This window comes from Pseudarthrobacter enclensis (assembly GCF_001457025.1).
Lineage (GTDB): Bacteria > Actinomycetota > Actinomycetes > Actinomycetales > Micrococcaceae > Arthrobacter > Arthrobacter enclensis.
Genome location: NZ_KQ758599.1, coordinates 1,003,920 through 1,028,839, shown reverse-complemented (window position 1 = coordinate 1,028,839; position 24,920 = coordinate 1,003,920). Strand labels below are relative to the sequence as shown.

The 24,920-nt window shown below is 67.6% G+C and carries 27 protein-coding genes and 1 riboswitch; of the genes, 8 read left to right on the top strand and 19 right to left on the bottom strand.

Features of this window, described 5'->3' with window-relative positions; genetic code table 11:
- From AS031_RS04680 to fabF, 6 genes are all read left to right on the top strand, one after another.
- Positions 1 to 221 (top strand): hypothetical protein (locus AS031_RS04680; RefSeq protein WP_058266909.1); only part of this gene is annotated, 221 nt, incomplete at its 5' end.
- A 181-nt stretch (positions 222 to 402) separates the two neighbouring features.
- Positions 403 to 1,647, top strand: coding sequence for a PucR family transcriptional regulator (locus AS031_RS04675; protein ID WP_058266908.1), 1,245 nt, complete (start codon positions 403 to 405; stop codon positions 1,645 to 1,647).
- Between the two features lie 88 nt (positions 1,648 to 1,735).
- Positions 1,736 to 2,665: an ACP S-malonyltransferase gene (locus AS031_RS04670; RefSeq protein WP_176716499.1), complete on the top strand. Its 930-nt coding sequence runs from the start codon at positions 1,736 to 1,738 to the stop codon at positions 2,663 to 2,665.
- Entirely contained in the window at positions 2,662 to 3,723 is a 1,062-nt protein-coding gene (locus tag AS031_RS04665) for a beta-ketoacyl-ACP synthase III (RefSeq protein WP_058266906.1), read from the top strand. Before AS031_RS04670 ends, AS031_RS04665 begins: the two co-directional genes overlap by 4 nt.
- A gap of 82 nt (positions 3,724 to 3,805) precedes the next feature.
- Positions 3,806 to 4,051, top strand: a complete 246-nt coding sequence (locus tag AS031_RS04660) for an acyl carrier protein (RefSeq protein WP_009359314.1) — start codon at positions 3,806 to 3,808, stop codon at positions 4,049 to 4,051.
- Between the two features lie 187 nt (positions 4,052 to 4,238).
- Positions 4,239 to 5,474, top strand: coding sequence for a beta-ketoacyl-ACP synthase II (gene fabF / locus AS031_RS04655; protein ID WP_058266905.1), 1,236 nt, complete (start codon positions 4,239 to 4,241; stop codon positions 5,472 to 5,474).
- 116 nt (positions 5,475 to 5,590) lie between these two features.
- On the opposite strand, the gene AS031_RS04650 is transcribed toward fabF, so the two are convergent.
- The 17 genes from AS031_RS04650 to AS031_RS04570 all read right to left on the bottom strand — a co-directional run bounded on the left by AS031_RS04650 (position 5,591) and on the right by AS031_RS04570 (position 18,933).
- Entirely contained in the window at positions 5,591 to 6,094 is a 504-nt protein-coding gene (locus AS031_RS04650; protein WP_058266904.1) for a DUF3145 domain-containing protein, read from the bottom strand.
- Positions 6,095 to 6,336: 242 nt separating this feature from the next.
- Entirely contained in the window at positions 6,337 to 7,263 is a 927-nt protein-coding gene (locus AS031_RS04645) for a tyrosine recombinase XerC (protein WP_058266903.1), read from the bottom strand.
- 64 nt (positions 7,264 to 7,327) lie between these two features.
- A complete protein-coding gene (gene dprA, locus AS031_RS04640; protein WP_058266902.1) occupies positions 7,328 to 8,536 on the bottom strand; it encodes a DNA-processing protein DprA in 1,209 nt (402 codons plus the stop codon).
- Entirely contained in the window at positions 8,533 to 10,077 is a 1,545-nt protein-coding gene (locus tag AS031_RS04635; RefSeq protein ID WP_058266901.1) for a YifB family Mg chelatase-like AAA ATPase, read from the bottom strand. The genes dprA and AS031_RS04635 overlap by 4 nt, the downstream gene beginning before the upstream one ends.
- On the bottom strand, positions 10,078 to 10,434 hold the full coding sequence (locus AS031_RS04630; protein WP_058266900.1) for a YraN family protein: 357 nt from the start codon (positions 10,432 to 10,434) through the stop codon (positions 10,078 to 10,080).
- 124 nt (positions 10,435 to 10,558) lie between these two features.
- Positions 10,559 to 10,885 (bottom strand): DUF2469 domain-containing protein, encoded by a 327-nt coding sequence (locus tag AS031_RS04625; RefSeq protein ID WP_015937397.1) that lies wholly within the window; start codon positions 10,883 to 10,885, stop codon positions 10,559 to 10,561.
- Positions 10,886 to 10,959: 74 nt separating this feature from the next.
- Positions 10,960 to 11,736, bottom strand: a complete 777-nt coding sequence (locus AS031_RS04620; RefSeq protein ID WP_082641942.1) for a ribonuclease HII — start codon at positions 11,734 to 11,736, stop codon at positions 10,960 to 10,962.
- 2 nt (positions 11,737 to 11,738) lie between these two features.
- Positions 11,739 to 12,620, bottom strand: a complete 882-nt coding sequence (gene lepB, locus AS031_RS04615) for a signal peptidase I (protein WP_058266899.1) — start codon at positions 12,618 to 12,620, stop codon at positions 11,739 to 11,741.
- Positions 12,621 to 13,298, bottom strand: a complete 678-nt coding sequence (lepB, locus tag AS031_RS04610) for a signal peptidase I (RefSeq protein ID WP_058266993.1) — start codon at positions 13,296 to 13,298, stop codon at positions 12,621 to 12,623.
- An 82-nt stretch (positions 13,299 to 13,380) separates the two neighbouring features.
- Positions 13,381 to 13,740: a 50S ribosomal protein L19 gene (rplS, locus tag AS031_RS04605; protein WP_058266898.1), complete on the bottom strand. Its 360-nt coding sequence runs from the start codon at positions 13,738 to 13,740 to the stop codon at positions 13,381 to 13,383.
- Between the two features lie 237 nt (positions 13,741 to 13,977).
- Positions 13,978 to 14,787: a tRNA (guanosine(37)-N1)-methyltransferase TrmD gene (gene trmD / locus AS031_RS04600; RefSeq protein WP_058266897.1), complete on the bottom strand. Its 810-nt coding sequence runs from the start codon at positions 14,785 to 14,787 to the stop codon at positions 13,978 to 13,980.
- Position 14,788: 1 nt separating this feature from the next.
- Positions 14,789 to 15,334, bottom strand: coding sequence for a ribosome maturation factor RimM (gene rimM / locus AS031_RS04595; protein WP_058266896.1), 546 nt, complete (start codon positions 15,332 to 15,334; stop codon positions 14,789 to 14,791).
- A gap of 106 nt (positions 15,335 to 15,440) precedes the next feature.
- Positions 15,441 to 15,683, bottom strand: coding sequence for an RNA-binding protein (locus AS031_RS04590; RefSeq protein ID WP_058266895.1), 243 nt, complete (start codon positions 15,681 to 15,683; stop codon positions 15,441 to 15,443).
- Between the two features lies 1 nt (position 15,684).
- Positions 15,685 to 16,101 carry a 30S ribosomal protein S16 gene (rpsP, locus tag AS031_RS04585; protein ID WP_058266992.1) on the bottom strand — a complete coding sequence of 139 codons (417 nt, stop codon included), beginning with the start codon at positions 16,099 to 16,101 and terminating at the stop codon, positions 15,685 to 15,687.
- A gap of 218 nt (positions 16,102 to 16,319) precedes the next feature.
- Entirely contained in the window at positions 16,320 to 16,760 is a 441-nt protein-coding gene (locus AS031_RS04580; RefSeq protein ID WP_058266894.1) for a hypothetical protein, read from the bottom strand.
- Between the two features lie 115 nt (positions 16,761 to 16,875).
- Entirely contained in the window at positions 16,876 to 17,751 is an 876-nt protein-coding gene (locus tag AS031_RS04575; RefSeq protein WP_058266893.1) for a VOC family protein, read from the bottom strand.
- 99 nt (positions 17,752 to 17,850) lie between these two features.
- Positions 17,851 to 18,933 carry an amidohydrolase family protein gene (locus AS031_RS04570; protein ID WP_058266892.1) on the bottom strand — a complete coding sequence of 361 codons (1,083 nt, stop codon included), beginning with the start codon at positions 18,931 to 18,933 and terminating at the stop codon, positions 17,851 to 17,853.
- Between the two features lie 89 nt (positions 18,934 to 19,022).
- Positions 19,023 to 19,130, top strand: a riboswitch (TPP riboswitch).
- Between AS031_RS04570 and thiC the strand changes: the two genes are divergently transcribed.
- A complete protein-coding gene (gene thiC / locus AS031_RS04565; RefSeq protein WP_058266891.1) occupies positions 19,125 to 20,936 on the top strand; it encodes a phosphomethylpyrimidine synthase ThiC in 1,812 nt (603 codons plus the stop codon). It overlaps the preceding riboswitch by 6 nt.
- Before the next feature lie 26 nt (positions 20,937 to 20,962).
- Here thiC and AS031_RS04560 read toward each other — a convergent pair whose 3' ends face one another.
- Positions 20,963 to 21,697: an alpha/beta fold hydrolase gene (locus AS031_RS04560; protein ID WP_058266890.1), complete on the bottom strand. Its 735-nt coding sequence runs from the start codon at positions 21,695 to 21,697 to the stop codon at positions 20,963 to 20,965.
- Between the two features lie 102 nt (positions 21,698 to 21,799).
- Positions 21,800 to 23,383 (bottom strand): signal recognition particle protein, encoded by a 1,584-nt coding sequence (gene ffh / locus AS031_RS04555; protein WP_058266889.1) that lies wholly within the window; start codon positions 23,381 to 23,383, stop codon positions 21,800 to 21,802.
- Between the two features lie 84 nt (positions 23,384 to 23,467).
- Between ffh and AS031_RS04550 the strand changes: the two genes are divergently transcribed.
- Positions 23,468 to 24,871 (top strand): glucose-6-phosphate dehydrogenase, encoded by a 1,404-nt coding sequence (locus AS031_RS04550; RefSeq protein ID WP_058266888.1) that lies wholly within the window; start codon positions 23,468 to 23,470, stop codon positions 24,869 to 24,871.
- Positions 24,872 to 24,920 lie beyond the last annotated feature (49 nt).

Genomic DNA, 24,920 nt, shown 5'->3' with positions numbered 1-24,920 from the left:
AATACGCCACCCTCGGCGCCGACGGCTTCGGCTTCTCCGACACCCGCGCAGCAGCCCGCCGCTACTTCAAGAACGACACCCACTCCATCGTGGTGCGTGCCCTGGAGATGCTGGCCCGCCGCGGTGAGGTGGATGCAGGCGCCCCGGTCAAGGCCATCGAGAAGTACAAGCTGCTCAACGTGAACGCCGGCACCACCGGCAACACCGGAGGCGAAGCCTAGCTCCGCCCCGGGTTCCTGCCCGCAGCCATGGACGACGGCGGCTCCCGCACTTGTGCGGGAGCCGCCGTCGTTCTTTGTTCCGGCACCGTGGCGTGACGCAGGCAGCTGTGATGCACGACAATGCGAGTTGTAGCCTTCGCACAAATGGAGGTTTGCGCGGCGCTGGCCGTATGCTCAAAGAATGCCAGCACCATCCACCCAGCCCGCGAAGCGAAAACCGTCCCAGCCAAGGGTGACTCCCGAAAAGTCGGAGACCCTGAAGAAGCTGCGGGCCAACGTGGGGCAGCTCTCGACGACCACCATGCGGCAGCTGGAACAATCCCTTCCGTGGTACAGCAGGCTCAGCGCAGATGAGCGGTCGGCCTTGGGGATGGTGGCGCAGAACGGCATCGCCGCGTTCGTCACCTGGTATGAGCGTCCCAGCTCGCCGTCCTGGATCCTTACGGACGTGTTCGGCACAGCGCCCACCGAACTGACCAGGTCCATCAGCCTGCAGAAGGCCCTGCAGCTTATCCGCATCGTAGTTGAAGTGGTCGAGGACCAGGTTCCGGTCATTGCGCATGAAGCCGACCAGCCATCACTGAGGGAAGCGGTCCTGCGGTATTCGCGGGAAGTGGCTTTTGCCGCCGCGGATGTCTACGCCCGCGCGGCGGAGTCCCGCGGCTCCTGGGACACGCGCCTCGAAGCGCTCATAGTGGACGCCATCCTCAGGGGTGAAAACACCGACGCGCTGCGGTCCAGGATTGCCGCGCTGGGCTGGAAGGCGCAGGAGCGCTTCACCGTGATGGTGGGCAACTCCCCCTCGGAACCCAGCGCCAGCTACGTCAGTGAACTGCGGCGGATGGCAGGCCGGTACGCGGAGGATGCGCTCGTGGGCATCCAGGGCGACAGGCTCATCCTGATCCTCGGCGGCGTCCAGGACAGGGAAACCGCCTACGTGAAACTCAGCGACATGTTTGCTCCCGGGCCCGTTGTCTACGGCCCCGAAGCAAGTTCCCTGCTGGAGGCCAGCGGTTCGGCACAGTCAGCATTCGCGGGCCTCACGGCAGCCAGGGCGTGGCCTTCCGCGCCCCGCCCCGTCGCGGCGGACGACCTCCTTCCCGAACGCGTGATCTCGGGTGACGACGCCGCACGCCGCTCCCTGGTCAAGAACATCTACCGGCCGCTGCTGGCAGCCTCCAACGGGCTGGTGGAAACCCTCGGCACCTATCTTGAACTGGGCCATTCCCTGGAAGCCACGGCACGGGAACTCTTCGTCCATGCCAACACCGTGCGCTACCGGTTGAAGCGGGTGTGTGATGTGACGGGCTGGGATCCGCTGCTTCCCAGGGAGGCATTCGTGCTCCAGGCAGCCCTGGTGGTGGGGCGCCTTTCGAGTCCACCGAAGTCCGCCACGGACCGCCAGGCGTCCCGGAATCCCTCCTGAGGCGTTGTAGACTTCCTACAACCCGACCCCACGAGGTTGGTGCGGACAAACACCGCTGGATCACACAGTAATTTGGAAAGCTGGTTACGTGCTTGCAATAGTCTGCCCTGGACAGGGCTCACAGACCCCGGGTTTCCTGGCCCCTTGGCTGGAACTGCCCCAGGTGGCGGAGCAGCTGGCTGCCCTGAGCGGGATCGCAGGCATCGACCTGACGGCCCACGGCACCACCTCGGATGAGGAAACCATCAAGGACACTGCCGTGGCGCAGCCCCTGATCGTTGCTGCCGGGCTGGTCGCCGCGTCCTCCCTCTTCGACGTCGAACTCAGTTCCCTGCCGGTGGTGCTCGCAGGGCACTCGGTGGGTGAAATCACCGCGTCCGCGCTGGCCGGCGTCCTCACCGCGGAAGAGGCCATGACGTTTGTGCGCGAACGCGCCAACAGCATGGCTGCCGCCGCTGCCGTTACGCCCACAGGCATGAGCGCCGTGGTGGGCGGCGACCCCTCCGAGGTCCTGGCCGCCATTGAAGCCTCCGGCGCAACGCCGGCAAACGTCAACGGCGCCGGCCAGACGGTGGCCGCGGGCACCTTCGAACAGCTCAAGGCCCTGGCCGATAACCCGCCGGCCAAGGCGCGCGTCATTCCGTTGAAGGTCGCTGGGGCGTTCCACACCAGCCACATGTCCCCCGCCGTCAGCGCACTCCAGGCCATTGCGCCGCAGCTGAAGCCGCAGGCGCCGAAGGTGCCGCTGCTGTCCAACTACGACGGCGGCGAAGTCACCGACGGAACTGCCGCCGTCGAAAGCCTTATTGCCCAGGTGTCCCGTCCGGTGCGCTGGGACCTCTGCATGGAATCCCTGGTACAGCGGGGCGTCACCGGCGTTATCGAGCTGGCTCCCGCCGGGACCCTTGCAGGGCTGGCAAAGCGCGGCATGCCGGGCGTCAAGACGGTAGCCGTGAAGACCCCCGATGACTTGTCGGCAGCGCTGGCGCTCTTCGCGGAACTGGAGGGAACCGCATGAGCGCACCCACGCTGAAGCAGGCTCCCCTCCAGGAGCACACCCGCATCCTCGGCCTGGGCGCCTACCGCCCGGAAGTGATCGTCACCAACGAGGACGTGTGCCAGTGGATCGACTCCTCCGACGAGTGGATCCGCCAGCGCACCGGGATCGTCACCAGGCACCGTGCCCCCGCTGACGTGAGCGTCATCGACATGGCCGAGGGCGCAGCCCGTGAGGCAATGGCCAAGGCCGGCATCGAGGCCTCCGAGCTCGGGGCCGTCATCGTTTCCACCGTGACCCACCCGTATGCCACGCCGTCCGCCGCGGCCAGCCTCGCCGACCGGCTGGGCGCCACGCCGGCACCGGCCTTCGACATTTCGGCAGCCTGCGCCGGGTACTGCTACGGAGTTGCCCAGGCTGACGCGCTGGTTCGGTCCGGCGCCGCCACATACGTCCTGGTGGTGGGTGCGGAGAAGCTGTCCGACGTCATCGACAACCGCGAACGGACCATCTCGTTCCTCTTGGGCGACGGCGCAGGAGCCGTGGTGGTCGGCCCGTCCGACACACCGGGCATTGCGCCCTCCGTGTGGGGCTCCGACGGCAGCAAGTGGGATGCGATCGGCATGACCCGTTCACTGCTGGACGTCCGGGACCTTGGCCTGGCCGCCCGCCAGTCCGATTCCACCGGCGACCTCGCACTGCTGGAAGAGGCGCAGGAACTCTACCCCACCCTCCGCCAGGACGGGCAGACCGTGTTCCGCTGGGCCGTCTGGGAAATGGCCAAAGTGGCCCAGCAGGCACTCGATGCCGCCGGAGTGCAGGCTGAAGACCTGGTGGCTTTTATCCCCCACCAGGCCAACATGCGGATCATCGATGAGATGGTCAAGAAACTGAAGCTGCCCGAGACGGTTACAGTGGCACGGGACATTGCCGACGCCGGCAACACGTCCGCGGCGTCCATTCCGCTGGCAACCCACCGCCTGCTGCAGGAGAACCCTGAGCTCAGCGGCGGACTTGCCCTGCAGATCGGTTTCGGCGCGGGGCTGGTCTTCGGTGCGCAGGTAATCGTCCTCCCCTAGCAACGTCCAATCAAAGGGGCCGCATCCGCGGCCTGAACCATTCCGGCAGACCCTGCCGGCAATACAAGAAAAGGAGCCATCAATGGCTAGCAACGAAGAGATCCTGGCCGGCCTGGCTGAAATCGTCAACGAGGAAACCGGCCTGGCCCCCGAGGCCGTGGAGCTGGACAAGTCCTTCACCGAGGACCTGGACATCGACTCCATCTCCATGATGACCATCGTGGTCAACGCTGAAGAAAAGTTCGGCGTGCGCATCCCGGACGAAGAGGTCAAGAACCTCAAGACCGTTGGCGACGCCGTCAGCTTCATCGCCGGAGCACAGGCCTAATTCCAGCTTTCGCCGCTGCCGCGGCATGGCCAGGGCTGCCGGTCCGGATGACCGGGCCGGCAGCCCGCCTTTTTATCAGAGACTTTGCAGTACCTGGCGCAGGGCTTCCATAGCGGCCCCGCCGGCCATCAAGATGTGGACCCTCCGGCCGACGGAGAGGGTTTCCCACCGACGAAAGAGTGATCCCATGACACGCAAGGTAGTCATCACCGGCCTGGGTGCCACCACACCCATCGGCGGCGATGTCCCCACAATGTGGAAGAACGCGCTCAAGGGGGTCTCCGGTGCCCGCACCCTGGAAGACGACTGGGTATCCAAGTACGAACTCCCCGTCCACTTTGCCGCGCGCTGCAGCACCCCCGCCCTTGACGTGCTCACCCGCGTCGAGGCCAAGCGCATGGACCCCTCCACGCAGTTCGGCGTTATCGCTGCCCGTGAGGCCTGGGCCGACTCCGGCATCACGGAGATCGACCAGGACCGCCTGGCCGTGGCCTTCGCCACCGGCATCGGCGGCGTGTGGACGCTGCTGGACGCGTGGGACACGCTGAAGGAAAAGGGCCCCCGCCGCGTGCTGCCCATGACCGTTCCCATGCTGATGCCCAACGGCGTGGCCGCAGCCGTCAGCCTCGACCTTGGGGCCCGTGCCGGCGCCCACACACCGGTCTCGGCCTGCGCCTCCGGCACTGAAGCCATGCACCTCGGACTGGACCTGATCCGCTCCGGCAAGGCCGACGTGGTGATGTGCGGCGGCGCCGAAGCCGCGATCCACCCCATGCCGCTGGCGGCTTTTGCGTCAATGCAGGCGCTGTCCCGCCGGAACGACGATCCGGAACGCGCTTCGCGGCCGTACGACATTGACCGCGACGGCTTCGTCATGGGTGAAGGCGCCGGAGCACTGGTCCTTGAGGCCGAAGAGCACGCGCTTGCCCGCGGCGCACGGATCTACGGTGAACTGGCGGGGACGTCGGTTACCGCCGACGCCTACCACATCACCGCACCGGACCCCGAGGGCCTGGGTGCCACCCGCGCCCTGAAGGCTGCGATGTTCGACGGCCGGATCCAGGCAGAGGATGTGGTGCACGTCAACGCCCACGCCACGTCCACGCCTGTTGGCGACAAGCCTGAATACACTGCCCTGCGCGCTGCGCTCGGCACGCACGTGGACAACGTGGCGGTTTCGGCCACCAAGTCCCAGATGGGTCACCTGCTCGGTGCATCCGGCGCCGTTGAGGCTGTCCTCACCGTCCTCGCCGTGCATGAGCGCAAGGCACCGGTCACCATCAACCTGGAAAACCAGGACCCGGAAATCCCGTTGGACGTGGTTACTTCCGCCCGCGACCTGCCGGCCGGCAACATCGTGGCCCTGAGCAACTCCTTCGGTTTCGGCGGCCACAACGCGGTTGTGGCCATCCGCAGCGTCTAAGGGTCCGGCGCCGGCATCCCGCCGGCCCCTGACCATGAAAGAGGAGGCCCCGCCTGTTGGCGGGGCCTCCTCTTTTGGCTATGGAGTGTCCGGTGCTGCCGGACCAGGGGCGGCGGTCAGCCCACCTGGTGCAGCCAGCGCACCGGCGCGCCCTCGGCAGCGTGCCGGAAGGGTTCAAGTTCCTCGTCCCACGCTTCGCCCAGTGCGAGGGAGAGCTCGTGGTAAACAGCTGAGGGGTCACCCGCTCCGGATTCGTAGGCGTACCGGATGCGGTCCTCTGACACCATGATGTTGCCGTGCACATCCGTCACGGCATGGAAGATGCCCAGTTCCGGGGTGTGGGACCAGCGTCCGCCGTCCACGCCGTGGCTGGGTTCCTCGGTTACCTCGAACCGCAGGTGGGCCCAGCCGCGCAGGGCGGACGCCAGCTTGGACCCGGTGCCGGGGGCACCTGTCCACGACAGCTCCGCCCGGAACATTCCGGGTGCGGCAGGCTGAGGGGTCCACTCAAGATCCGTGCGCTTGTCCACGACGGATCCAATGGCCCACTCAACGTGAGGGCACAGGGCCGTAGGGGCCGAGTGAACGAACAGCACACCGCGGGTCATTGCAACAGACATTCCATCCTCCATAGCTCTAGGTACGTCTTCCCCTACGACCTGCGCCTGGATGGAACTGCTGCGCACTGGGTGCGGCGGCTCTTTCCTGCCTCATTATTCAGCTGTATCAGATTAAGCATTGTCCGGACTCGCCGTGCCGCATGGTGCTGAGAGCTTCAAGCGGCACTTGAGAGTTGCCGGACGTGACTCTTATTGTGCCGCACCATGCGTAATTACGCCAGTGCGATTCGCCACACCGTGCCCTACGCCCGCGGGTGCGCTTGCTGGTAGCTTTTGCGCAGGCGGTCCACGGAAACATGCGTATAGATCTGGGTGGTGGCCAGGCTGCTGTGTCCCAGGATCTCCTGGACTGCACGCAGGTCCGCTCCGCCATCGAGCAGGTGGGTTGCCGTGGAGTGACGCAGTGCGTGCGGTCCGGAGGCGGAGGTATCCCCCATCGCCTCAAACAGTCCGTGGACCACGGAACGTACCTGGCGCTGGTCCACCCGGCCGCCCCGGACACCCAGGAAGAGCGCCGGCCCGCTGCCGTCCTTCACCAGCTGGGGCCGGCCACGGCGCAGCCAGTCGTCCACCGCCACAGCGGCGGGAACGCCGAACGGAACGGTCCGCTCCTTATTGCCCTTACCGATGACCCGGAGGGTCCGCCGGTCGAAGTCGAGATCGTCCGCATCCAGGCCGGCCAGCTCACCCACCCTGACGCCGGTGGCATACAGCAACTCCACCATGGCCCGGTTCCGCACCGCCACGGGATCACCGCCGGCAGCAGACTCCTCCAGGTCCTGAAACAGCCGTTGCAGCTGCCCGGCCTGCAGGACGCCGGGGAGCGATCTTTCACGCTTGGGCGCCCTAAGCCTCAGCGCCGGATCCGACTCCAGGTATTCTTCCCGGACGGCCCAGGCCGTGAAAGCCCGCACCGTCGCGGCACGGCGCGCCAGCGTTGCACGGGACGCCCCTGACTGGCTCTGCGCCCCCAGCCAACGGCGGAGGGTGCCCAACTCGAGGTCCTGCAGCCCGGCAGCTCCCTCCCCGGCGGCGAAGGCGAAAAGCGCCGCAAGGTCCCCAAGGTAGGCCCGGCAGGTGTGCGCCGATACCGCCCGCTCCCGCTCCAGATACCCGGAGAAACGGTCCAAGGCCGTCCGCAGCTCGGCGGGCAGCGACTGTGTGTCCATTCCCTTAGCTTCTCAGGTCCCGGTACCCGGCGGTCAGCCTGACACGGACCGCGTTGCAAGTGTCCTATGCGGACCCGGCACCCCGCTTCCATCCGCCGCGCTCCGAGACGGCCAGGCCCAGCAGACCCAGCCGGCCGAGCCCCGCCCGGACGGATTCCTGGCCCAGCCCGGCCACGGCGGACAGCTTCTCCACTGAAGTGGTGGAGCGCAGTGGCAGCGCGTCCAGGAGGATGAGATCTTCAAGGGTCAGCCCGTCCTGGAGGTGCGTCTCCCCCTCCCGCTGCTCCGGCAACGCTGCCCCGCTGGGGCCGGCAAGCTCGGCCACCTCGGCAGCGTCGGTAACACACACGGCTCCCCCGTCGCGGAGGAGGCGGTGGCAGCCCGCGGAGTTGGCACTGTGCACCGAACCCGGGACCGCCCCAACGGCCCGGCCCAGGGATTCGGCATGGTGGGCGGTGTTGAGGGCGCCGGAACGCCACCGGGCTTCGACCACCACGGTGACGGCGGAGAGCGCCGCGATCAGTCTGTTGCGCTGCAGGAACCGGTACCGGGTGGGTGCCGAGCCCGGCGGCACTTCGGCCAACACCGCGCCCTGGTTGCTGACAGCGCGCAGGAGGTCTTCATTTCCGGACGGGTAGAAACGGTCGACGCCGCCGGCCATGACTGCGATGGTGGGAAGGGCTGCCGAGCCGCCGGCCAGTGCCGCCCGATGGGCGTGGGCGTCAATGCCGTAGGCGCCGCCGGACACCACGGTATAGCCGCGCTGGGCCAGGGAGTAGGCAAGGTCGCCGGTCACCGAGGCGCCGTAGCTGGTGCTGTCCCGCGATCCCACCAGGGCGATGCTTTTTCCGACGGCAGGCAGGGGCTGTTCGTGGCCGCGCCACCACAGGCAGATGGGTTCCTGCAGGCCAAGGTCACCCAGCTGGGCGGGCCATAGGCCGTCCGAAGGGACGATAAGCCGTCCTCCGAGCCGAGACATGGTGGCGAGATCCCGCTCGGGAGCAAGGTCCGGTATCCGCGGCTGCCACCGTTTCAGCGCGGCCGCCATTCCTGCCCATCGTGACGGCCCACCAGCATCGGCAAGGAGTCCGGTGATTTCCTGTTCCAGGCCCGCCCCCGCCTTGACCACCCCTGTGGCGATCCGCAGGGCGTCCGTGGGCCCGGCCGCTTTGACCAGGGCCAGCCCGGCAGCGTCCTGTGGCTCCATCAGCCGGGAAAGGGCTGCACGTGCCAGTCGCTCGGGCAACGGGGCGGAACGTTGTGCCGCGCTCATGCCGCAACCGCCGCAGCCTGGCGCAGGCCGAGCGCCTGACCTATGTGGTCTGCGTCCGGCAGGTCGCGGTCCGCGAGGTCGGCGAGGGTCCAGGCCAGGCGGAGGACCCGGTCATATCCCCGGGCAGTCAGCACTCCGCGTTCGAGCGAGTGGTCCAGGATCCGCGTAACTGGCGGCTTGAGGCGCAGTTCACCGCGCAGGAGCCGTCCCGAGACCTGGGAGTTGGTATCGAGTCCGAAGGGCCGGAGCCTGTCGAGCTGGCGCAGGCGCGCCGCCTTGACCCGTCCGGCCACGGCGGCGGTACCTTCCTCCGCACCGGCCTGCCCGAAGTCTGCGAGGGACACGCGGTCCACCTGCAGCTGGATATCAACACGGTCCAGCAGCGGACCGGACATGCGGGCCATGTAACGGCGCCGCATGATGGGGGTGCAGGTGCAGTCCAGCCCCTTGCCGGACGCTTTTCCGCAGGGGCAGGGGTTCGCTGCCAGCACCAGCTGGAACCGTGCCGGATACGCGGCGGTCCCGGCCGACCGGTGGATGACCAGTTCTCCGCTCTCCAGCGGTTGGCGGAGGGCGTCGAGCACCCTGCGCTCGTACTCCGGCGCTTCGTCAAGGAACAGCACTCCCCGGTGCGCGCGTGAAGCCGCTCCCGGGCGGGGCAGGCCGGACCCGCCACCGATGATCGCCGCGGCAGTGGCGGAGTGGTGCGGGTTTTCGAAAGGGGGCCGGCGAATCAGCTGGACCTGCGGGGAGGGCAGGCCGCACAGCGAGTGGATGGCGGTGACCTGCATGGATTCGTGGTCTTCGAGGTCCGGCAGCAGCCCCGGCAGCCTTTCGGCCAGCATGGTCTTTCCGGCACCGGGCGGGCCGGTGAGGAGCAGGTGGTGCGCTCCCGCCGCTGCCACCTCCAGGGCACGCCGTGCCTCGCCCTGCCCGGACACGTCCGCCATGTCCGGGCAGGGGGCACTGGCTTCCGCCCCGGCCTGGTCCGCGTCCGCGTCGTCGGGCTCGAAGTCCAGGGCGAGCTCCTGGGGGTCCGCTCCGAAGTCGAGGGCCAGCCGCGCAAGGGTCCGGTAGCCGGTCACTTGCGCCCCGGGCACCAGAGACGCTTCGGCCTGGTTTGCCTGCGCCACCACCACCCGGGGGTAACCGGCCTGCACGCAGGCCATGACGGCGGGCAGGATCCCGCGGACGGGCCTCAGCCTGCCGTCCAGGCCGAGTTCGGCGATGAAGACGGTGCGCCCCGTGGGCCTGATGTCATTGGCTGCCCGGAGCGCGGCCATGGTGACCGCAAGATCGAAGCCGGAGCCACGTTTTGGCAGCGAGGCAGGAATCAGGTTGGCGGTGATCTTCCGGCGGCTCAGCGGGATGCCCGAGTTTTTCGCCGCGGAACGGATGCGTTCCCGCGCTTCATTAAGCGACGCATCCGGCAGGCCGAGGATAATGAAGGCCGGCAGGCTTTGGCCAATGTCCGCCTCCACCTCGACCATGTAGCCGTTGAGCCCCACCAGCGCGACGGAATAGGTGCGTCCGAGCGACATTCACCCCACCCCCTTGAGGTGTTCCAGCACGGGGTTCCCGCCGCCGTCGTCCACCACGGCAATCACGTCGATCCGGCGGAGCGGCATGCGCAGTTCATGGTCCCGGCACCACGCTGCGCCCAGGCGGTGCAGCCGGGCGAGTTTCTTGGGACCCACCGCTTCGAACGGGTGGCCGTAGTCCAGGGATTTCCGGGTTTTCACTTCCGCGATGACCAGCGCGTCGCCGTCCAGGGCAACGATATCGATCTCGCCCCCGCTGCAGCGCCAGTTGCGCTCCACGACCAGCATGCCGGCCTCTTCCAGATAGCCAGCGGCGAGGTCCTCGCCGCGCCGGCCCAGTACATCTTTGGCTTTCATTCCTACCTCCGCAACCAGACTGCGGCCGCGGAAAGGAAGATGGCAGGGGAACTGACGCCTATGTGCACAGCGGGCGGTGTGGAGGGACAGTGGGCCGACCGCGGAATGCGGCCGGAGCGGCGGCCTAGTTGCCCAGGTCGACGTCCTTGGGCAGGGCCAGCTCCTCGTTGCGGGGCAGTTCTTCGACGTTGACGTCCTTGAACGTCAGGACGCGGACGCTTTTCACGAACCGGGCAGACCGGTAGACGTCCCACACCCAGGCATCCGAGAGGGTCAGGTCGAAGTAGACCTCACCGTCTGCGCTGCGGGCCTGGAGATCCACGTGGTTGGCAAGGTAGAAACGCCGTTCGGTCTCGACAACGTAGCTGAACAGACCGACGACGTCGCGGTACTCGCGGTAGAGCTGCAGCTCCATGTCGGTTTCATAGTTTTCAAGATCCTCGGCACTCATGCTTCCATCTTGCACCATGTCCGCCGCAGGTACCGCCGCCCCGGGGCGCGGCCCTCCTGCGTGACGCGGCGGGGTCAGTCGCCGCCGGTTCCCGCAGCGGCGTCCTGCAGGTCGCCGCCAAGCAGGCGCCAGCTGACCCGGTGGTAGGGCGTGGGCCCGGCAGCCCGCAGGACGTCGCGGTGCATGACGGTGGCGTAGCCCTTGTTGATGTCCCAGCCGAAGTCCGGGTATTCGGCGTGCAGCTCCCGCATGGTCCGGTCGCGCTCCACTTTCGCAATGACGCTGGCGGCAGCGACGCTGAGGCACTGCATGTCGGCTTTGATTTTGGTGTGGACCGGCGCGGTGCATGAATCTTCAGGCGCCGCTTCTTCGAAGAGTGAGGGTTGCCCGGCCGGTGAGAGCCAGTTGTGGTTGCCGTCCAGGAGCACCATGTCCGGAACCACACCGGCTGCCAGGATGTCCTGCCAGGCCCGCGTTCCGGCCAGGCGCAGGGCGGCGATGATGCCAAGATCGTCGATCTCGCGGGCTGAGGCGTGTCCCACGGCAGAGGCCACGCTCCAGCGCCGGACCAGGGGGTCCAGCCGTTCCCGCTCCATGGCAGTGAGGAGCTTGCTGTCCCGGACTCCGGCCAGCGCCTTTTGGCGTTCCAGGTCAACGACGGCGATGCCCACGCTCACGGGCCCGGCCAGCGCCCCGCGGCCCACTTCATCCACTCCCGCGAGCAGGCGCACACCCTGGGCCTTGAAGGTGCGCTCATGCCGGAGGCTGGGCGCCTTGGTCCGGGGAGGCACTTTGGAGGACCCGGACCGGGCCCGGGATGCCGTTGCTCCGGTGGTCAGTGCCTGGCTCATGGTCAGGGGGCCGCCGGGACGTCGCGGAACACCTCGGGATAGTTGCCCAGGGCAGTGATTCGGTTCAACGGCCAGGCGATGACGGCCGCCTTGCCCTCGAGGTCGGAGATGTCGATGAACCCGCCGTCGGAATCCGTGTGCGCGCGGGAGTCCGCGGAGTGATTGCGGTTGTCACCCATTACCCACACTTTCCCTTCCGGGACCGTGACGTCGAAAGTGCGCACCTGCGGGACTTCTGCCGGGTTGATATAGGTTTCGTCGATCGCGGTGCCGTTAATGGTCAGTTTACCGCCGGCGTCGCAGCAGACCACGTGGTCCCCGGGCAGGCCGATGACGCGCTTGACGAGGTGCTGGTCCGTGGTGTCGGGCAGCAGCCCCACGAATGTCAGGCCGTCCTGGACCCAGGTGAACGGTCCCTTCGCTTCGGGTGCTGCCGGCGGCAGCCAGCCTTTGGTGTCGCGGAAGACGACGACGTCCCCGCGGCTGAGTGCGAATGGTTCCGGGACCAGGAGGTTGACGAAGATGCGGTCGTCGATGTCCAGGGTGTTGACCATGGACTCGGACGGTATGAAGAAGGCCCGGAAGAGAAACGTCTTGATGAGAAAGGACAGCACGACGGCGATGACCACCACGGTGGCCACTTCCTTGAGCCAGGTGAAGACCGGGCTGCCGGCCTTGCCGGATGCCTTGTCCGAGGCCTTGGCGGCGGAGCGGCTGGTTGCCGGCCCGGGTGCTGCCTCCTCCTGACCGTCTGCCGGGGCGGCTGAAGGCTCCCGGCGTGCGGGCTGTTCCTGGGCTGCAGCGGCGTCCGGAGCCTGCCCGCCGGGCCCGTGGTGGGGGCCGTCGTGCCGCGGCTCGGGTGTCCGCGCGTCGTTCTCGGGCATTTACTGTCCGTTCTCTGTTGTTGGTGCTGCCGCAGCCGGCCGTGGTACTGGAGCAAATCTATCAATCGGCCAGAGGATCTGGACGGGCCTGCCGATGACGCGGTCCACGGGGACCATGCCGCCTCCGGGGGCGCCCAGCAGGCTGCGTGAATCGGCGGACACGGACCGGTGATCCCCCAGCAGCCAGAGCCTGCCTGCCGGCACCACGGCGTTGAACTTCTGCGTGCTGGGCGCGTCACCCGGGAACAGGTACGGTTCCTCCAGGGCCTGGCCGTTGACGATGACCTTTCCGGCGGCATCGCAGCACACCACGGTGTCACCCGGCAGCCCGATCACCCGCTTGACGTAGGTGGTGTCGCTGCCGGTGAGGCCCAGCCAACGGGTGACACCGGCCGCGGCGTCCGCCAGCGGACCCTTGCCGCTGTTGAGGGGCGCGAAGGTGCCCCGGCCGTCAAAGACCACGACGTCACCGCGGCGGATCGGTTCGGACTGGAAGTCCGTCCGGGAAACCAGGATGCGGTCTCCGCCTTCGAGCAGGGGCTCCATCGATTCGGAGGGGATGTAGTAGGCGTCCAGCCAGAACGACCGGACCACGCCGCTGATGGCCACGGCCAGGACCAGCGCCAGGAACGCAAAACGCCAGCCCGGTTTCCTGGGCTGGCGTTTTGTCTGGTCCATGGTCCGTATCCTGGCGCTGGTGCTGACGGCTCCGGCGCTGGCCGGATACGGCCGCGTCCCTGCCATGTAGGTCCTGCGGGACTTACTTGGAGGCGGTGAAGTCGCGCTTTTCCTTGATCTTGGCAGCCTTACCGCGCAGTGCACGCATGTAGTAAAGCTTGGCGCGGCGGACATCGCCCTTGGTGACAACTTCGATCTTGTCGATGATGGGGGAGTGTACCGGGAAGGTACGCTCCACGCCGACGCCGAAGGAGACCTTGCGGACCGTGAAGGTCTCGCGGACGCCGTCACCCTGGCGGCCCAGGACGAAGCCCTGGAACACCTGGACACGGGAGTTCTTGCCTTCGATGATGTTCACGTGGACCTTGAGGGTGTCACCCGCACGGAATTCGGGAACATCGGTGCGCAGCGAGGCTGCATCGACGGAGTCGAGAATATGCATGATTGCACTCCTGATGGACGCCACAGGTCATCCACTTTGGGTCACGGCCGGCAAAGCCCGGCACCGGAAGGCACCGTGGGAGTATCCCGGCCGAAGTGATGTGGTCCGGCCGCCCCACTGGTTGGGGGGCCGGTTGTCAGGCTGTTGGTTGCGCTCCCCCTGTGGCAGGTGCGGACCCAGCAGACACAAAGATAAATTTTGCCACAGCAGGGCCGCTGCAGCCAATTTCCTGCGGCCTTATCCCCTGGCGGGACCGTCGCCGGCCTGCCGGACCGGCCTGCCGTCCACGATGTCGTAGCCAAGCTCCTGCAGGGCGTTCCGGTCGGCACGCGGAAGCGACCCGGCGTCGAACGACTCCAGCAGGTCCGGACGCCGCAGCGCGGTCCTGCGGAACTGTTCGTGGCGGCGCCACTGGGCAATCTTCCCGTGGTTGCCGCTGAGCAGCACGGCCGGCACTTCGCGGTCCCGCCACTGCGCGGGCTTGGTGTAGACGGGATACTCAAGGAGCCCGTCGGAGTGCGATTCCTCAACGAGGGATTCGGGATTCCCCACGACGCCCGGGAGCAGCCTGCCCACGGCTTCGACCATGGCCAGCACGGCCACTTCCCCGCCGTTGAGGACGTAGTCACCCAGGCTGACGGGGCGCACGTCGAAGCGCTCGGCTGCCCACTCGAGCACGCGTTCATCGATGCCCTCGTAGCGGCCGCAGGCGAAGGCCAGGTGCTCCTCCCCTGCCAGTTCGTGGGCGAGGGCCTGGGTGAAGCGCTCCCCGGCGGGCGAGGGCACGATGAGCACCGGCCGGCGCTCCGGGCCCGGCGCGGCATCGGCGACAGCGGTGAGGGCTTGCGCCCAGGGCTCGGCTTTCATGACCATCCCGGCTCCACCGCCGTACGGTGTGTCATCCACCGTACGGTGCCGGTCGGTGGTGAATTCGCGCAGGTCGTGGACCCGCAGGTCCAGGATGCCGTCCTGCCGCGCCTTCCCGATCAGGGACAGTTCGAGGGGCGCGAGGTAGTCCGGGAAGATACTCACGACGTCGATGCGCATCCTATTCGCCGCCCTCACCGTCGGCCTGGGCTGCGTCGCCGGAATTGAGTTCGAAGAGGCCCTCCGGCGGGGTCAGGAGGATGTAGCCGGCCTCGATGTTGACTTCGGGCACGATCTGCTCGACGAACGGGACCAGGATTTCTTCGCCGTCCGGAGTGGTGACCATCAGCAGGTCCTGGGCCGGTGCGGTGTTGAGGGCGGTGACTTTACCCACCACGGCATCGCCCACCCGGGCCTCGAGACCGACGAGCTCATGCTCGTACCAGCCCTCATCGTCTTCGTCGTCCAGTTCCGCAGTTTCGACGAACAGCTTGGCGCCGCGAAGCTGTTCGGCGCGGTTGCGGTCGGCGACCTCCTCGAAGCCGAGCAGCAGGATGTCCTTGTTCCAGCGGGCGCTGCTCACCGTCAAGGGCCCGGACCCGGCCGGCTCCACCGTGAAGGTGACGCCGGGGACGAAGCGGTCCCCGGGAGCGTCGGTCATTACCTGGACGGTGACTTCCCCGCGGATGCCGTGGGGCTTGCCGATGCGGGCCACCTGGAGCTGCATGTGTTCCTCTGTTCGGTTGGTGCGCGTTCGATAAGTTCGTGAAAGCACTCCGGCCCCTCCACCGAAGGGTGGAGGGGCCGGAGAGCAGACTGGTAGTGCCGGGCGCTCAGCGGCGGCGGTCGGTGTCGACGACGTCGACCCGGACCGCTTCGCCGCCAGCCAGGGCAGCCACAACAGTGCGCAGTGCGCGTGCCGTGCGGCCCTGGCGGCCAATCACCCGTCCCAGGTCATCCTGGTGAACGCGCACCTCGAGGGTCTCCCCGCGGCGGTTGCTCTTGGAATTGACCGTGACGTCGTCCGGGGAGTCAACGATTCCCCGGACAAGGTGCTCCAGCGCGTCTGCCAGCAATTTACTCAGCCTCGGTGGTCTCTGCTTCGGCGTCGGCCTCGGCTGCCTCAGACTTGGAGGCCTTCTTGGTGATGGCTTCCGGGATGATGACGGAACCCTTCTCCGGTGCGGTGAAGGCTTCCTTCTCGCCCTTGGTCTTCAGGGTGCCTTCCTGGCCCGGCAGGCCCTTGAACTTCTGCCAGTCACCGGTGACCTTCAGGATCGCGGCAACCTGCTCGGACGGCTGGGCGCCGACGGAGAGCCAGTACTGGGCACGCTCGGAGTTGACCTCGATGAACGAGGGCTCTTCGGTGGGGTGGTACTTGCCGATCTCCTCGATGGCGCGGCCATCACGCTTGGTGCGCGAGTCTGCGACGACGATGCGGTAGTACGGGGCGCGCATCTTGCCGAAGCGCTTAAGGCGAATCTTTACGGCCACTTTTGTGGTCACTCCTGTTTCAGAAAAGGGGTGAACCCGGCTTTCTGCACCCGTGGGGCGGGCCGTACTTGCGGGCTCGAAGGACAGGATCCGGACACGGAGAGAGGGGCCGCGCGGATCGAGTACCTGTCCATTGTGCCAGATCAGCCGGAGGATTTCGACTTGGCGGCGCGCCGCCGACGATGCCGGTCTGCCCGCACCGGGCGGCCGGCAGGAGCTCAGGCGGACCAGACGTACAGACCTGACCGCTCCGAGTCGCCGAGGCCCGCCGCGAGTTCAGCCACCTGCCGCACATAGGTCCGGGCCTGGGCGGCATCGAACGGCATCTCGTCCAGGGCAGCCCATTGCGCCGCGACGTCCTCGAGGACGTCGCCCTCCCCCTCGGTCTCATAAGTCAGGAGGTCCGCCAGGGCGCGGACCATGGCGGGCGGGACGGCCAGCAGGGAATCGCTGGCGACGTCCACCATGGTCAGTTCGTAGTCGGCGCCGGCGGCGTGCACGGCGGTGCCGGCAAGGTCGCCGAGCTGTTCGACCTCGAAGTCGCTGATGCCGGGGATCCGCACCGCGTCACCGCCGGCTGGCGTTCCGCCTCCGTCGAGTTCACCGGCACGCTTGAGCGCGGCCTCGTGGGTGGCTGTAAAGATCTCGGCAAATGACATGGGACGCGACCCTCTTCCGTCTGCGGTTCGGCACGCCGGGAGGAGGTGCCCGCCTTCCCGGCCATTCGGCTTCAGCCTAGTACGCCCGACCAGCCGGGGACGCCAACGCGGCGGCTCAGCGCACGGCAACCCGGATCCGGTTGCGCCACGGATCCTCGAACCGCAGTTCCGCGCCGGTGTGGTGCGAGGAGATGCCGGCGACCTTCAGCCGGTCAGCCAGCGCGCCGACGTCGTCGCCGGAAGGCACTTCGATGAGGACCTCACCGAGGCCGAGGGTGTCCTTGCGCGGACCGGCCCCGCGGCTGTTCCATACGTTCATGGCCATGTGGTGGTGGTAGCGTCCGGCCGAGACGAAGAGTGCCTGGCCGTGCCAGCCGGCGGTCTTTTCGAAGCCCAGGGTTCCCACATAGAAGTCGCGGGCAGTCTGGACGTCGCCCACCTGCAGGTGGACGTGGCCTACGCCGGCGGTGGTATTCCGCTGCCCCTGGAGGGACTCTTCGGTGAGGTGCTGTTCGAGGTAGCGCTGCGGCGGCAGTGCCAGGCTGTCCATCACCACGTCGGTGCCGTTCCAGGACCAGTTGCTGCGGGGCCGGTCCCAGTACAGCTCGATGCCGTTGCCTTCGGGGTCGGTGAAGTAGAACGCTTCGCTCACCAGGTGGTCGGCGCTGCCGGTGAAGGAGCGCGGTTCGAACTGCGCGGCCGTAGCCACTGTGGCGGCGAGCGATGCCTGGTCTTCGAACAGGAGCGCTGTATGGAAAAGCCCGGCCTCTCCCCTGCCCGGTATGGCCAGCCCCGGGGACGGCGCAAGGTGGACGAGCGGCGTGCCGACGCGCCCCAGGTAGAGGCCGCCGTCCTGTTCCGCCACCACCTCAAGCCCCAGTGCGCGCTGGTAGTAGTCGGTCATGACCTTCATGTTGCCGACCTTGAGCATGACGGTGCCCATGGCGAGGTCGGCAGGAAGAAGATCCCGGCTGGTGGCTTCTGCAGACATTGAACGCTCCCTTTACCTGAGGCCGCCCGGGTGCGGCGGCCTGTCATGTATTAAAATTACTTGAAGCTTCAATTTATTCCAAGTGCCTCCGCAGCTGGCTCAGCTGATCCTGCGGCCTCCCAGAACCACGTGGGCCGGAGCCGCTACGGCGTCCAGGTGCAGCCGCGGATCATCCTCGAACAGCACGACGTCGGCCCGCGCACCTTCAGCCACCCCCTCAGCTCCCAGCCAGCTCCGCGCCGCCCAGCACGCCGCGTCCAGTGCAGCCGCCGCGGGCAGGCCCGCGGCGTGGAGCGCCCTGATCTCGTCCGCGATCCTGCCGTGGCGGATCACGCTGCCGGCATCCGTCCCGGCGAAGATCCGGACCCCCGCCTCCCAGGCCTCGCCGACGCGTTCGAGCCTGCGTTCCCACAACGCCAGCATGTGCCCGGCGTAGCGGGGGAACTTGGGCCTGGCCTGCGCCGCAATGTCCGGAAAGGTGGCGATGTTGATCAGCGTGGGCACGATCGGCACCCCTTGCTCGACGAACCGTGGAAGGTGGCGGGGCAACAGTCCTGTGGCGTGTTCGATGCAGTCGATTCCCGCGTCCAGCATCTGGTCCAGCGTGTCTTCGGCGAAGCAGTGCGCGGTGACGCGGGCGCCTTCGTCGTGCGCGGCACTGACCGCATCACGGACGACGGCGGCGGGGAACGACGGCGCCAGGTCGCCGGCGTCGCGGTCGATCCAGTCGCCGACGAGCTTGACCCAGCCGTCGCCGTCGCGGGCCTGTTTGCGCACGGCCTCCACGAGCCCCTCCGGCTCGACCTCCTGGGCGAAACCCCTCAGGTAGCGCCGGGACCTGGCCACGTGGCGTCCCGCACGGATCAGCAGCGGAAAGTCACGGCCGCCCTGCATCCAGCGGGTGTCGGCCGGCGACCCCGCGTCCCGGACCAGCAGGGTCCCGGCGGCAAGGTCGGCGCGGGCCTGGGCCTCCGCTTCACCGGCGTCGACCGGACCGGTGGGCCCCAGGCCGATGTGGCAATGTGCGTCGACGAAGCCGGGAAGCACCCAGCCGTCCAGCACCAGGTCCGGGTCCCGGTCAGGGCGGGTGAACGTCAACTGTCCGTCCACGGACCAGAGTCCCCGCCGCTCACTGGCCGGTCCCGTGAGTACCGGTCCGCTGAAAGCGATGATGTGTGGCATGGCCGCCTCCTTTTCCTGCCGGTCAGGCTAGCACCGGCAATATGACAGGCCCTTCACACTTGTCCCCGCGGGGCGTGTGGTAGCTTCGTTCCTGACCACACGGGGGCCCCTGCAGGGGCTGAGATCGGGCTGAGGCAGCCTGCGACCGTTGAACCTGTCCGGGTAATGCCGGCGAAGGAAGTGAGTAATCCTTGAGCACCACAGAAACACAGCACAGCCCTGCCCAAAACCGGCCCGCTTCCCCGGAAGAGACGGTCACGCAGTCGCTGAAATCGCATTCCCTGGCGTGGCTGGAGGACCCCGGCCACGGCATCCGTGTCCCGGTGACCGAAATTGCCCTGGAGCCGTCGCCGAACGGCGAGGCCAACGCTCCCCTGCAGGTCTACCGCACGGCCGGGCCGGGCAGCGATCCGGTGGTGGGCCTGCGCCCCTTCCGGCAGCCGTGGATTGACGGGCGCGGGGACACCGAAAGCTACAGCGGCCGCGCACGCAACCTGCTCGACGACGGCAAGTCGGCTGTCCGCCGAGGCGCAGCCTCGGCCGAATGGAAAGGTGCCCGACCGGTGCCGTTGCGCGCCGTCGAAGGCAAGACCGTCACGCAGATGCACTACGCAAAGAAGGGCATCGTGACCCCGGAAATGCGCTTTGTGGCGCTTCGGGAAAACTGCGATGTTGAGCTGGTCCGCAGCGAGGTGGCGGCCGGCCGGGCGATCATACCGAACAACATCAACCACCCTGAGTCCGAACCGATGATCATCGGCAAGGCCTTCCTGGTGAAAATCAATGCCAACATCGGCAACTCGGCCGTGACCAGCTCCATTGCCGAAGAAGTGGACAAGCTGCAGTGGGCCACGCAATGGGGCGCGGACACCGTGATGGATCTGTCCACCGGCGACGACATCCACACCACCCGCGAATGGATCATCCGTAACTCCCCCGTCCCCATCGGCACGGTCCCGATCTACCAGGCCCTGGAGAAGGTCAACGGCGAGGCCAACAAGCTCACCTGGGAGATTTTCCGGGACACGGTCATTGAGCAGTGCGAGCAGGGCGTTGACTACATGACCATCCATGCCGGTGTCCTTTTGCGCTACGTTCCCCTGACCGCCAACCGGGTGACGGGAATCGTTTCCCGAGGGGGCTCGATCATGGCGGGTTGGTGCCTGGCCCACCACCAGGAGAACTTCCTCTACACGCACTTCGATGAACTGTGCGAAATCTTCGCCAAGTACGACGTCGCATTCTCCCTGGGCGACGGCCTCCGCCCCGGCGCCACCGCGGACGCCAACGATGCCGCCCAGTTCGCCGAACTGGATACGCTCGCCGAGCTGACCCACCGCGCCTGGGAGTACGACGTCCAGGTGATGGTCGAAGGACCCGGCCACATCCCGTTCCACCTGGTCCGCGAAAACGTGGAACGGCAGCAGGAGCTTTGCAAGGGAGCCCCCTTCTACACGCTGGGGCCGCTGGTGACGGACGTCGCGCCGGGCTACGACCACATCACTTCCGCCATTGGGGCCACGGAAATCGCCCGCTACGGCACCGCCATGTTGTGCTACGTGACGCCCAAGGAGCACCTGGGCCTGCCCAACAAGGACGACGTCAAGACTGGTGTGATCACCTACAAGATCGCCGCCCATGCCGCAGACCTCGCCAAGGGGCACCCCGGCGCCGGCGAACGCGACGACGCCCTCTCCAAGGCACGTTTCGAGTTCCGTTGGCGGGACCAGTTTGCCCTGTCCCTTGATCCGGTGACCGCGGAATCGTTCCACGACGAGACGCTTCCGGCCGAACCGGCCAAGACTGCGCACTTCTGCTCCATGTGCGGACCCAAGTTCTGCTCGATGCGCATCAGCCAGGACATCCGCGACGAGTATGGTCCGGGGGAGGCCCAGGCGGCACTGGCGCAGAGGGCGTCGGGGATGCGGGCCAAGAGCCAGGAGTTCATGGCGTCCGGGGGCAGGGTGTACCTGCCGGAGCCCTCACTGCCGACGGACAGGTGAGGCCGGCCCCGCGGCCGGCCGGGTCCTCAGGAAGCCCGGGCCGGCTCGCTGCGGCTGACGTCGGCGATGAACTGCCGGATGGCCCGGTCGCCGTCGGCGGAGTCCTGGGGCCGGTGCCCGCCGGGCGCGGTGCGGTGCAGGGCTCCGGTCTCGCGGAGGTAGCCGGCGATCTCCTCGTAGAGCGGTTCCCACCCTCCGGTGAGCACCAGGGTGGGAACGCCGGGGACGATGTGCAGGGGCGCTTCCCACGACGGCGACTGCAGCCGCAGCCTGCGGGCTGACCGCTTCTCCTCCACGGTGGCGGCCTGGTGCAGGTCAGCGGCGTAGACGCGGCGGACAAACTCGCGCTGGAAGTCGTCGTCCCCCAGCTGGTGCCGGACGTCGAACAACGGTTTCATCAGGCTGATGTGGGCGGACGTGGCGGGGAGCTCTGCCGTGAGCGAAAGGCAGGCCGGTTCCACCAAGGTCAAAGAATGCACTAGGTCGGGCCGTTCCACCGCCGCCATCATCGCCGCGATGGCGCCCTGTGCGTGCGCGACGACGTGTCCCCCGGCGGCTCCGCGGCCGTCGTCGGAGAGCGAACGCAGCACGATGGCGGTGTCTTCGGCGAAGGAGGACTCCACCGGTTCGGCGACGGCGTCATACCCGTGCCGCCGGAGGAACAGGGCATCGTAGCCCAGCGCCATGCCGTGCTGCCGCGGCCAGGCCGCGGCACCGAAACTGCCGGAGCCGTGCACGAACACTACCCTCTGCTTGAACATCCACCAACCCTATTCCACGGCGCCGGTATCTTAAGTGAGTAGCGCCAGGTGTCGTTGCGGACCTTCACAACGACACCTGGCGCTACCTGGTTGACAGGGCTGCTACTTACCCAGGAACTTGTCGAAACCCTTGGGCAGGTTCAGCTGGGACGGGTCGAACTCTCCGCCCTGCTGGCCGAAGGCCGCGCCGGTGGGCAGGGCCTTGGCCGCGTTGGCGCGCCGGGCTTCTGCATCCTTGCGCTCCTGGGCTGCCTTGGCGGGGTTCCCGGACTTCGCTTTCTTCTTCGGCGCGTTCTTGGCATTCTTCCGCCCGCCACCGCCGGCACCAGGCAGGCCGGGCATCCCCGGCATTCCGGGCATGCCGCCCTGGGCCATCTTCTTCATCATCTTCTGTGCCTGGGCGAACCGCTCCAGCAGGCCGTTGACCTCGGAGACGTGAACGCCGGAGCCGCGGGCGATGCGTGCCCGGCGCGAGCCGTTGATGATTTTGGGGGCCAGCCGCTCGTGCGGGGTCATGGACCGGACGATCGCCTCGACCCGGTCGATCTCGCGCTCGTCGAACTGTTCGAGCTGCTGCCGGATGTTCTGCGCACCCGGCATCATCATCAGCATCTTCTTCATGGAGCCCATGTTGCGGATCTGCTGCATCTGGGCCAGGAAGTCCTCAAGGGTGAAGTCTTCCTGGTCGGCGAACTTCTTCGCCATCCGGGCAGCTTCATCCTTGTCCCAGGCCTTCTCCGCCTGTTCGATGAGGGTGAGGATGTCACCCATGTCCAGGATGCGCGAGGCCATCCGGTCAGGGTGGAAGAGTTCGAAGTCGTCCAGGCCCTCACCGGTGGACGCGAACATGACGGGCTTGCCGGTGACCGAGGAGACGGACAGCGCGGCACCGCCGCGGGCGTCGCCGTCGAGCTTGGACAGGACGATGCCGGTGAAGTTGACGCCCTCGTCGAAGGCGAGCGCCGTGTTGACGGCGTCCTGGCCGATCATGGAGTCGATGACGAAGAGGACTTCGTTGGGCACGATGGCGCGGCGGATCTGGCGGGCCTGCTCCATCATGTCCGCATCCACGCCCAGGCGTCCGGCGGTGTCGACAATAACGACGTCATGGAGCTTCTGGCGTGCTTCCTCCACGCCGGCACGGGCCACGGCGATGGGGTCTCCGGCCGGGTGCTCCAGCTCCTGCGAGGTGGCGCCCGGGTGCGGGGCGAACACGGGCACGTTGGCCCGCTGGCCCACCACCTGGAGCTGGGTGACAGCGTTGGGACGCTGCAGGTCGCAGGCAACCAGCAGGGGGCTGTGGCCCTGTGCCTTCAGCCATTTGGAAAGCTTGCCCGCGAGGGTGGTCTTGCCGGCACCCTGGAGGCCGGCGAGCATGATGATGGTGGGCCCGTTCTTGGCCAGCCGGATCCGGCGTGTCTCGCCGCCCAGGATCTCGACGAGTTCCTCGTTGACGATCTTGACGATCTGCTGGCTGGGGTTCAGGGCTGCTGAGACCTCGGCACCCAATGCCCTCTCCCGCACGCGGCCGGTGAACTCGCGCACCACGGGCACGGCAACGTCCGCGTCCAGCAGGGCGCGCCGGATCTCCCGGACGGTGGCATCGACGTCGGCCTCAGTGAGGCGGCCCTTGCCGCGGAGATTCTTGAAGGTTGCTGTCAACCGGTCAGAGAGTGAATTGAACACGCGCCGTGAACTTCTTTCAGGAGATGATCGGGACTCGACTATCAAGGGTACCAACTCGGGCCCGCAGGATGGCATGCTGGCAAAATGACGAGCCAAACATCTGTCAAGACCCTGCTGATCCTCGGCGCTTCAGGCGACCTGACCGGCCGGCTGCTGCTGCCGGGCCTGGCCCGCCTGGTGGCAGCCGGGAGGGCGGACGGCCTCCGCCTCGTGGGTGCGGGGTCCGATCCGTGGACCCCGGAGCAGTGGCGGGACCGGGTCCACTCCTCCTTTTCCGCCGCCGCCGAGGCCGCGGACCCGCACGGCAGGGATGCGCTGGCCGCGATGGAAAAGGACACCGCTTACCACCACCTCGATGTCACCGCGGACGGCGCGCTGGCCGGCCTGCTCCGCGGCCTGGAGGGCCCCACCGCGGTGTATTTCGCCCTGCCGCCCAGGATCAGCCAGCTGGCGTGCACGGCGCTGCGCCCGGACGAGGTTCCGGAGGGCACCAGGCTGGTCATGGAGAAGCCGTTCGGGTCCAGCGAGGAGTCGGCCCGGTCGTTGAATGCGACCCTGGCCAGGCTGGTCCCGGAGGAGCACATCCACCGCGTTGACCATTTCCTGGGCAAGGCCACGGTGCTGAACATCCTGGGCCTGCGTTTCGCCAACAACTTCCTGGAGCCGGTCTGGAACCGGCAGCATGTGGAAAAGGTGGAGATCTTCTTCGATGAGGACCTGGCTTTGGAGGGCAGGGCACGCTACTACGACGGCGCCGGCGCCCTGCGGGACATGATCCAGAGCCACCTGCTGCAGGTGATGGCGCTGCTGGCCATCGAACCGCCGGCAACCCTGGGTGAGCGGGACCTGCGCGACGCGATCGCCACCGTCCTGCGCGCAGCGCACGTGCCGCAGCCCCTCACGGGGTCCACCCGCCGTGCCCGGTACACCGCGGGAACCGTGGCCGGGAAACAGGTCCCTGACTACGCCCGTGAGGAAGGCGTCGACAGTGGCCGCGGAACGGAAACCCTGGCGGAGGTCCGCATCGAAATCGACAACTGGCGCTGGCGGGGTGTGCCGTTCATCCTGCGCTCCGGCAAGGCCCTCGGGCGGAAACGGAAGGAAGCAGTAGTCACTTTCCTTCCCGTGCCGCACCTCCCCGAAGGCTTCACGGGGGTGGACTCGCCGAACCAGCTCCGGATCGGGTTCGGGCCGGACACCCTGGAATTCGACGTGGATGTCAACGGGCCGGGAAACATCTTCAGCCTGGGCCGTGTGACGCTTGAGGCCGAGCTGAGCGCCTCGGACCTGCTCCCCTACGGCGAAGTCCTGGAAGGTGTCCTGAACGGGGATCCGCTGCTCTCGGTCCGCGGGGACACGGCAGAGGACTGCTGGCGGATCGTGGAACCGGTGCTGAAGGCCTGGGCCGACGGTGCGGTGCCGCTCGATGAGTACGACGCCGGCTCGGCCGGTCCGGCGTCCTGGGCCACCTCCCGCGAAAAGGACTGAGCAGGGCGACAGCAGGAGGGGCGGGAACCACAGTGGTTCCCGCCCCTCC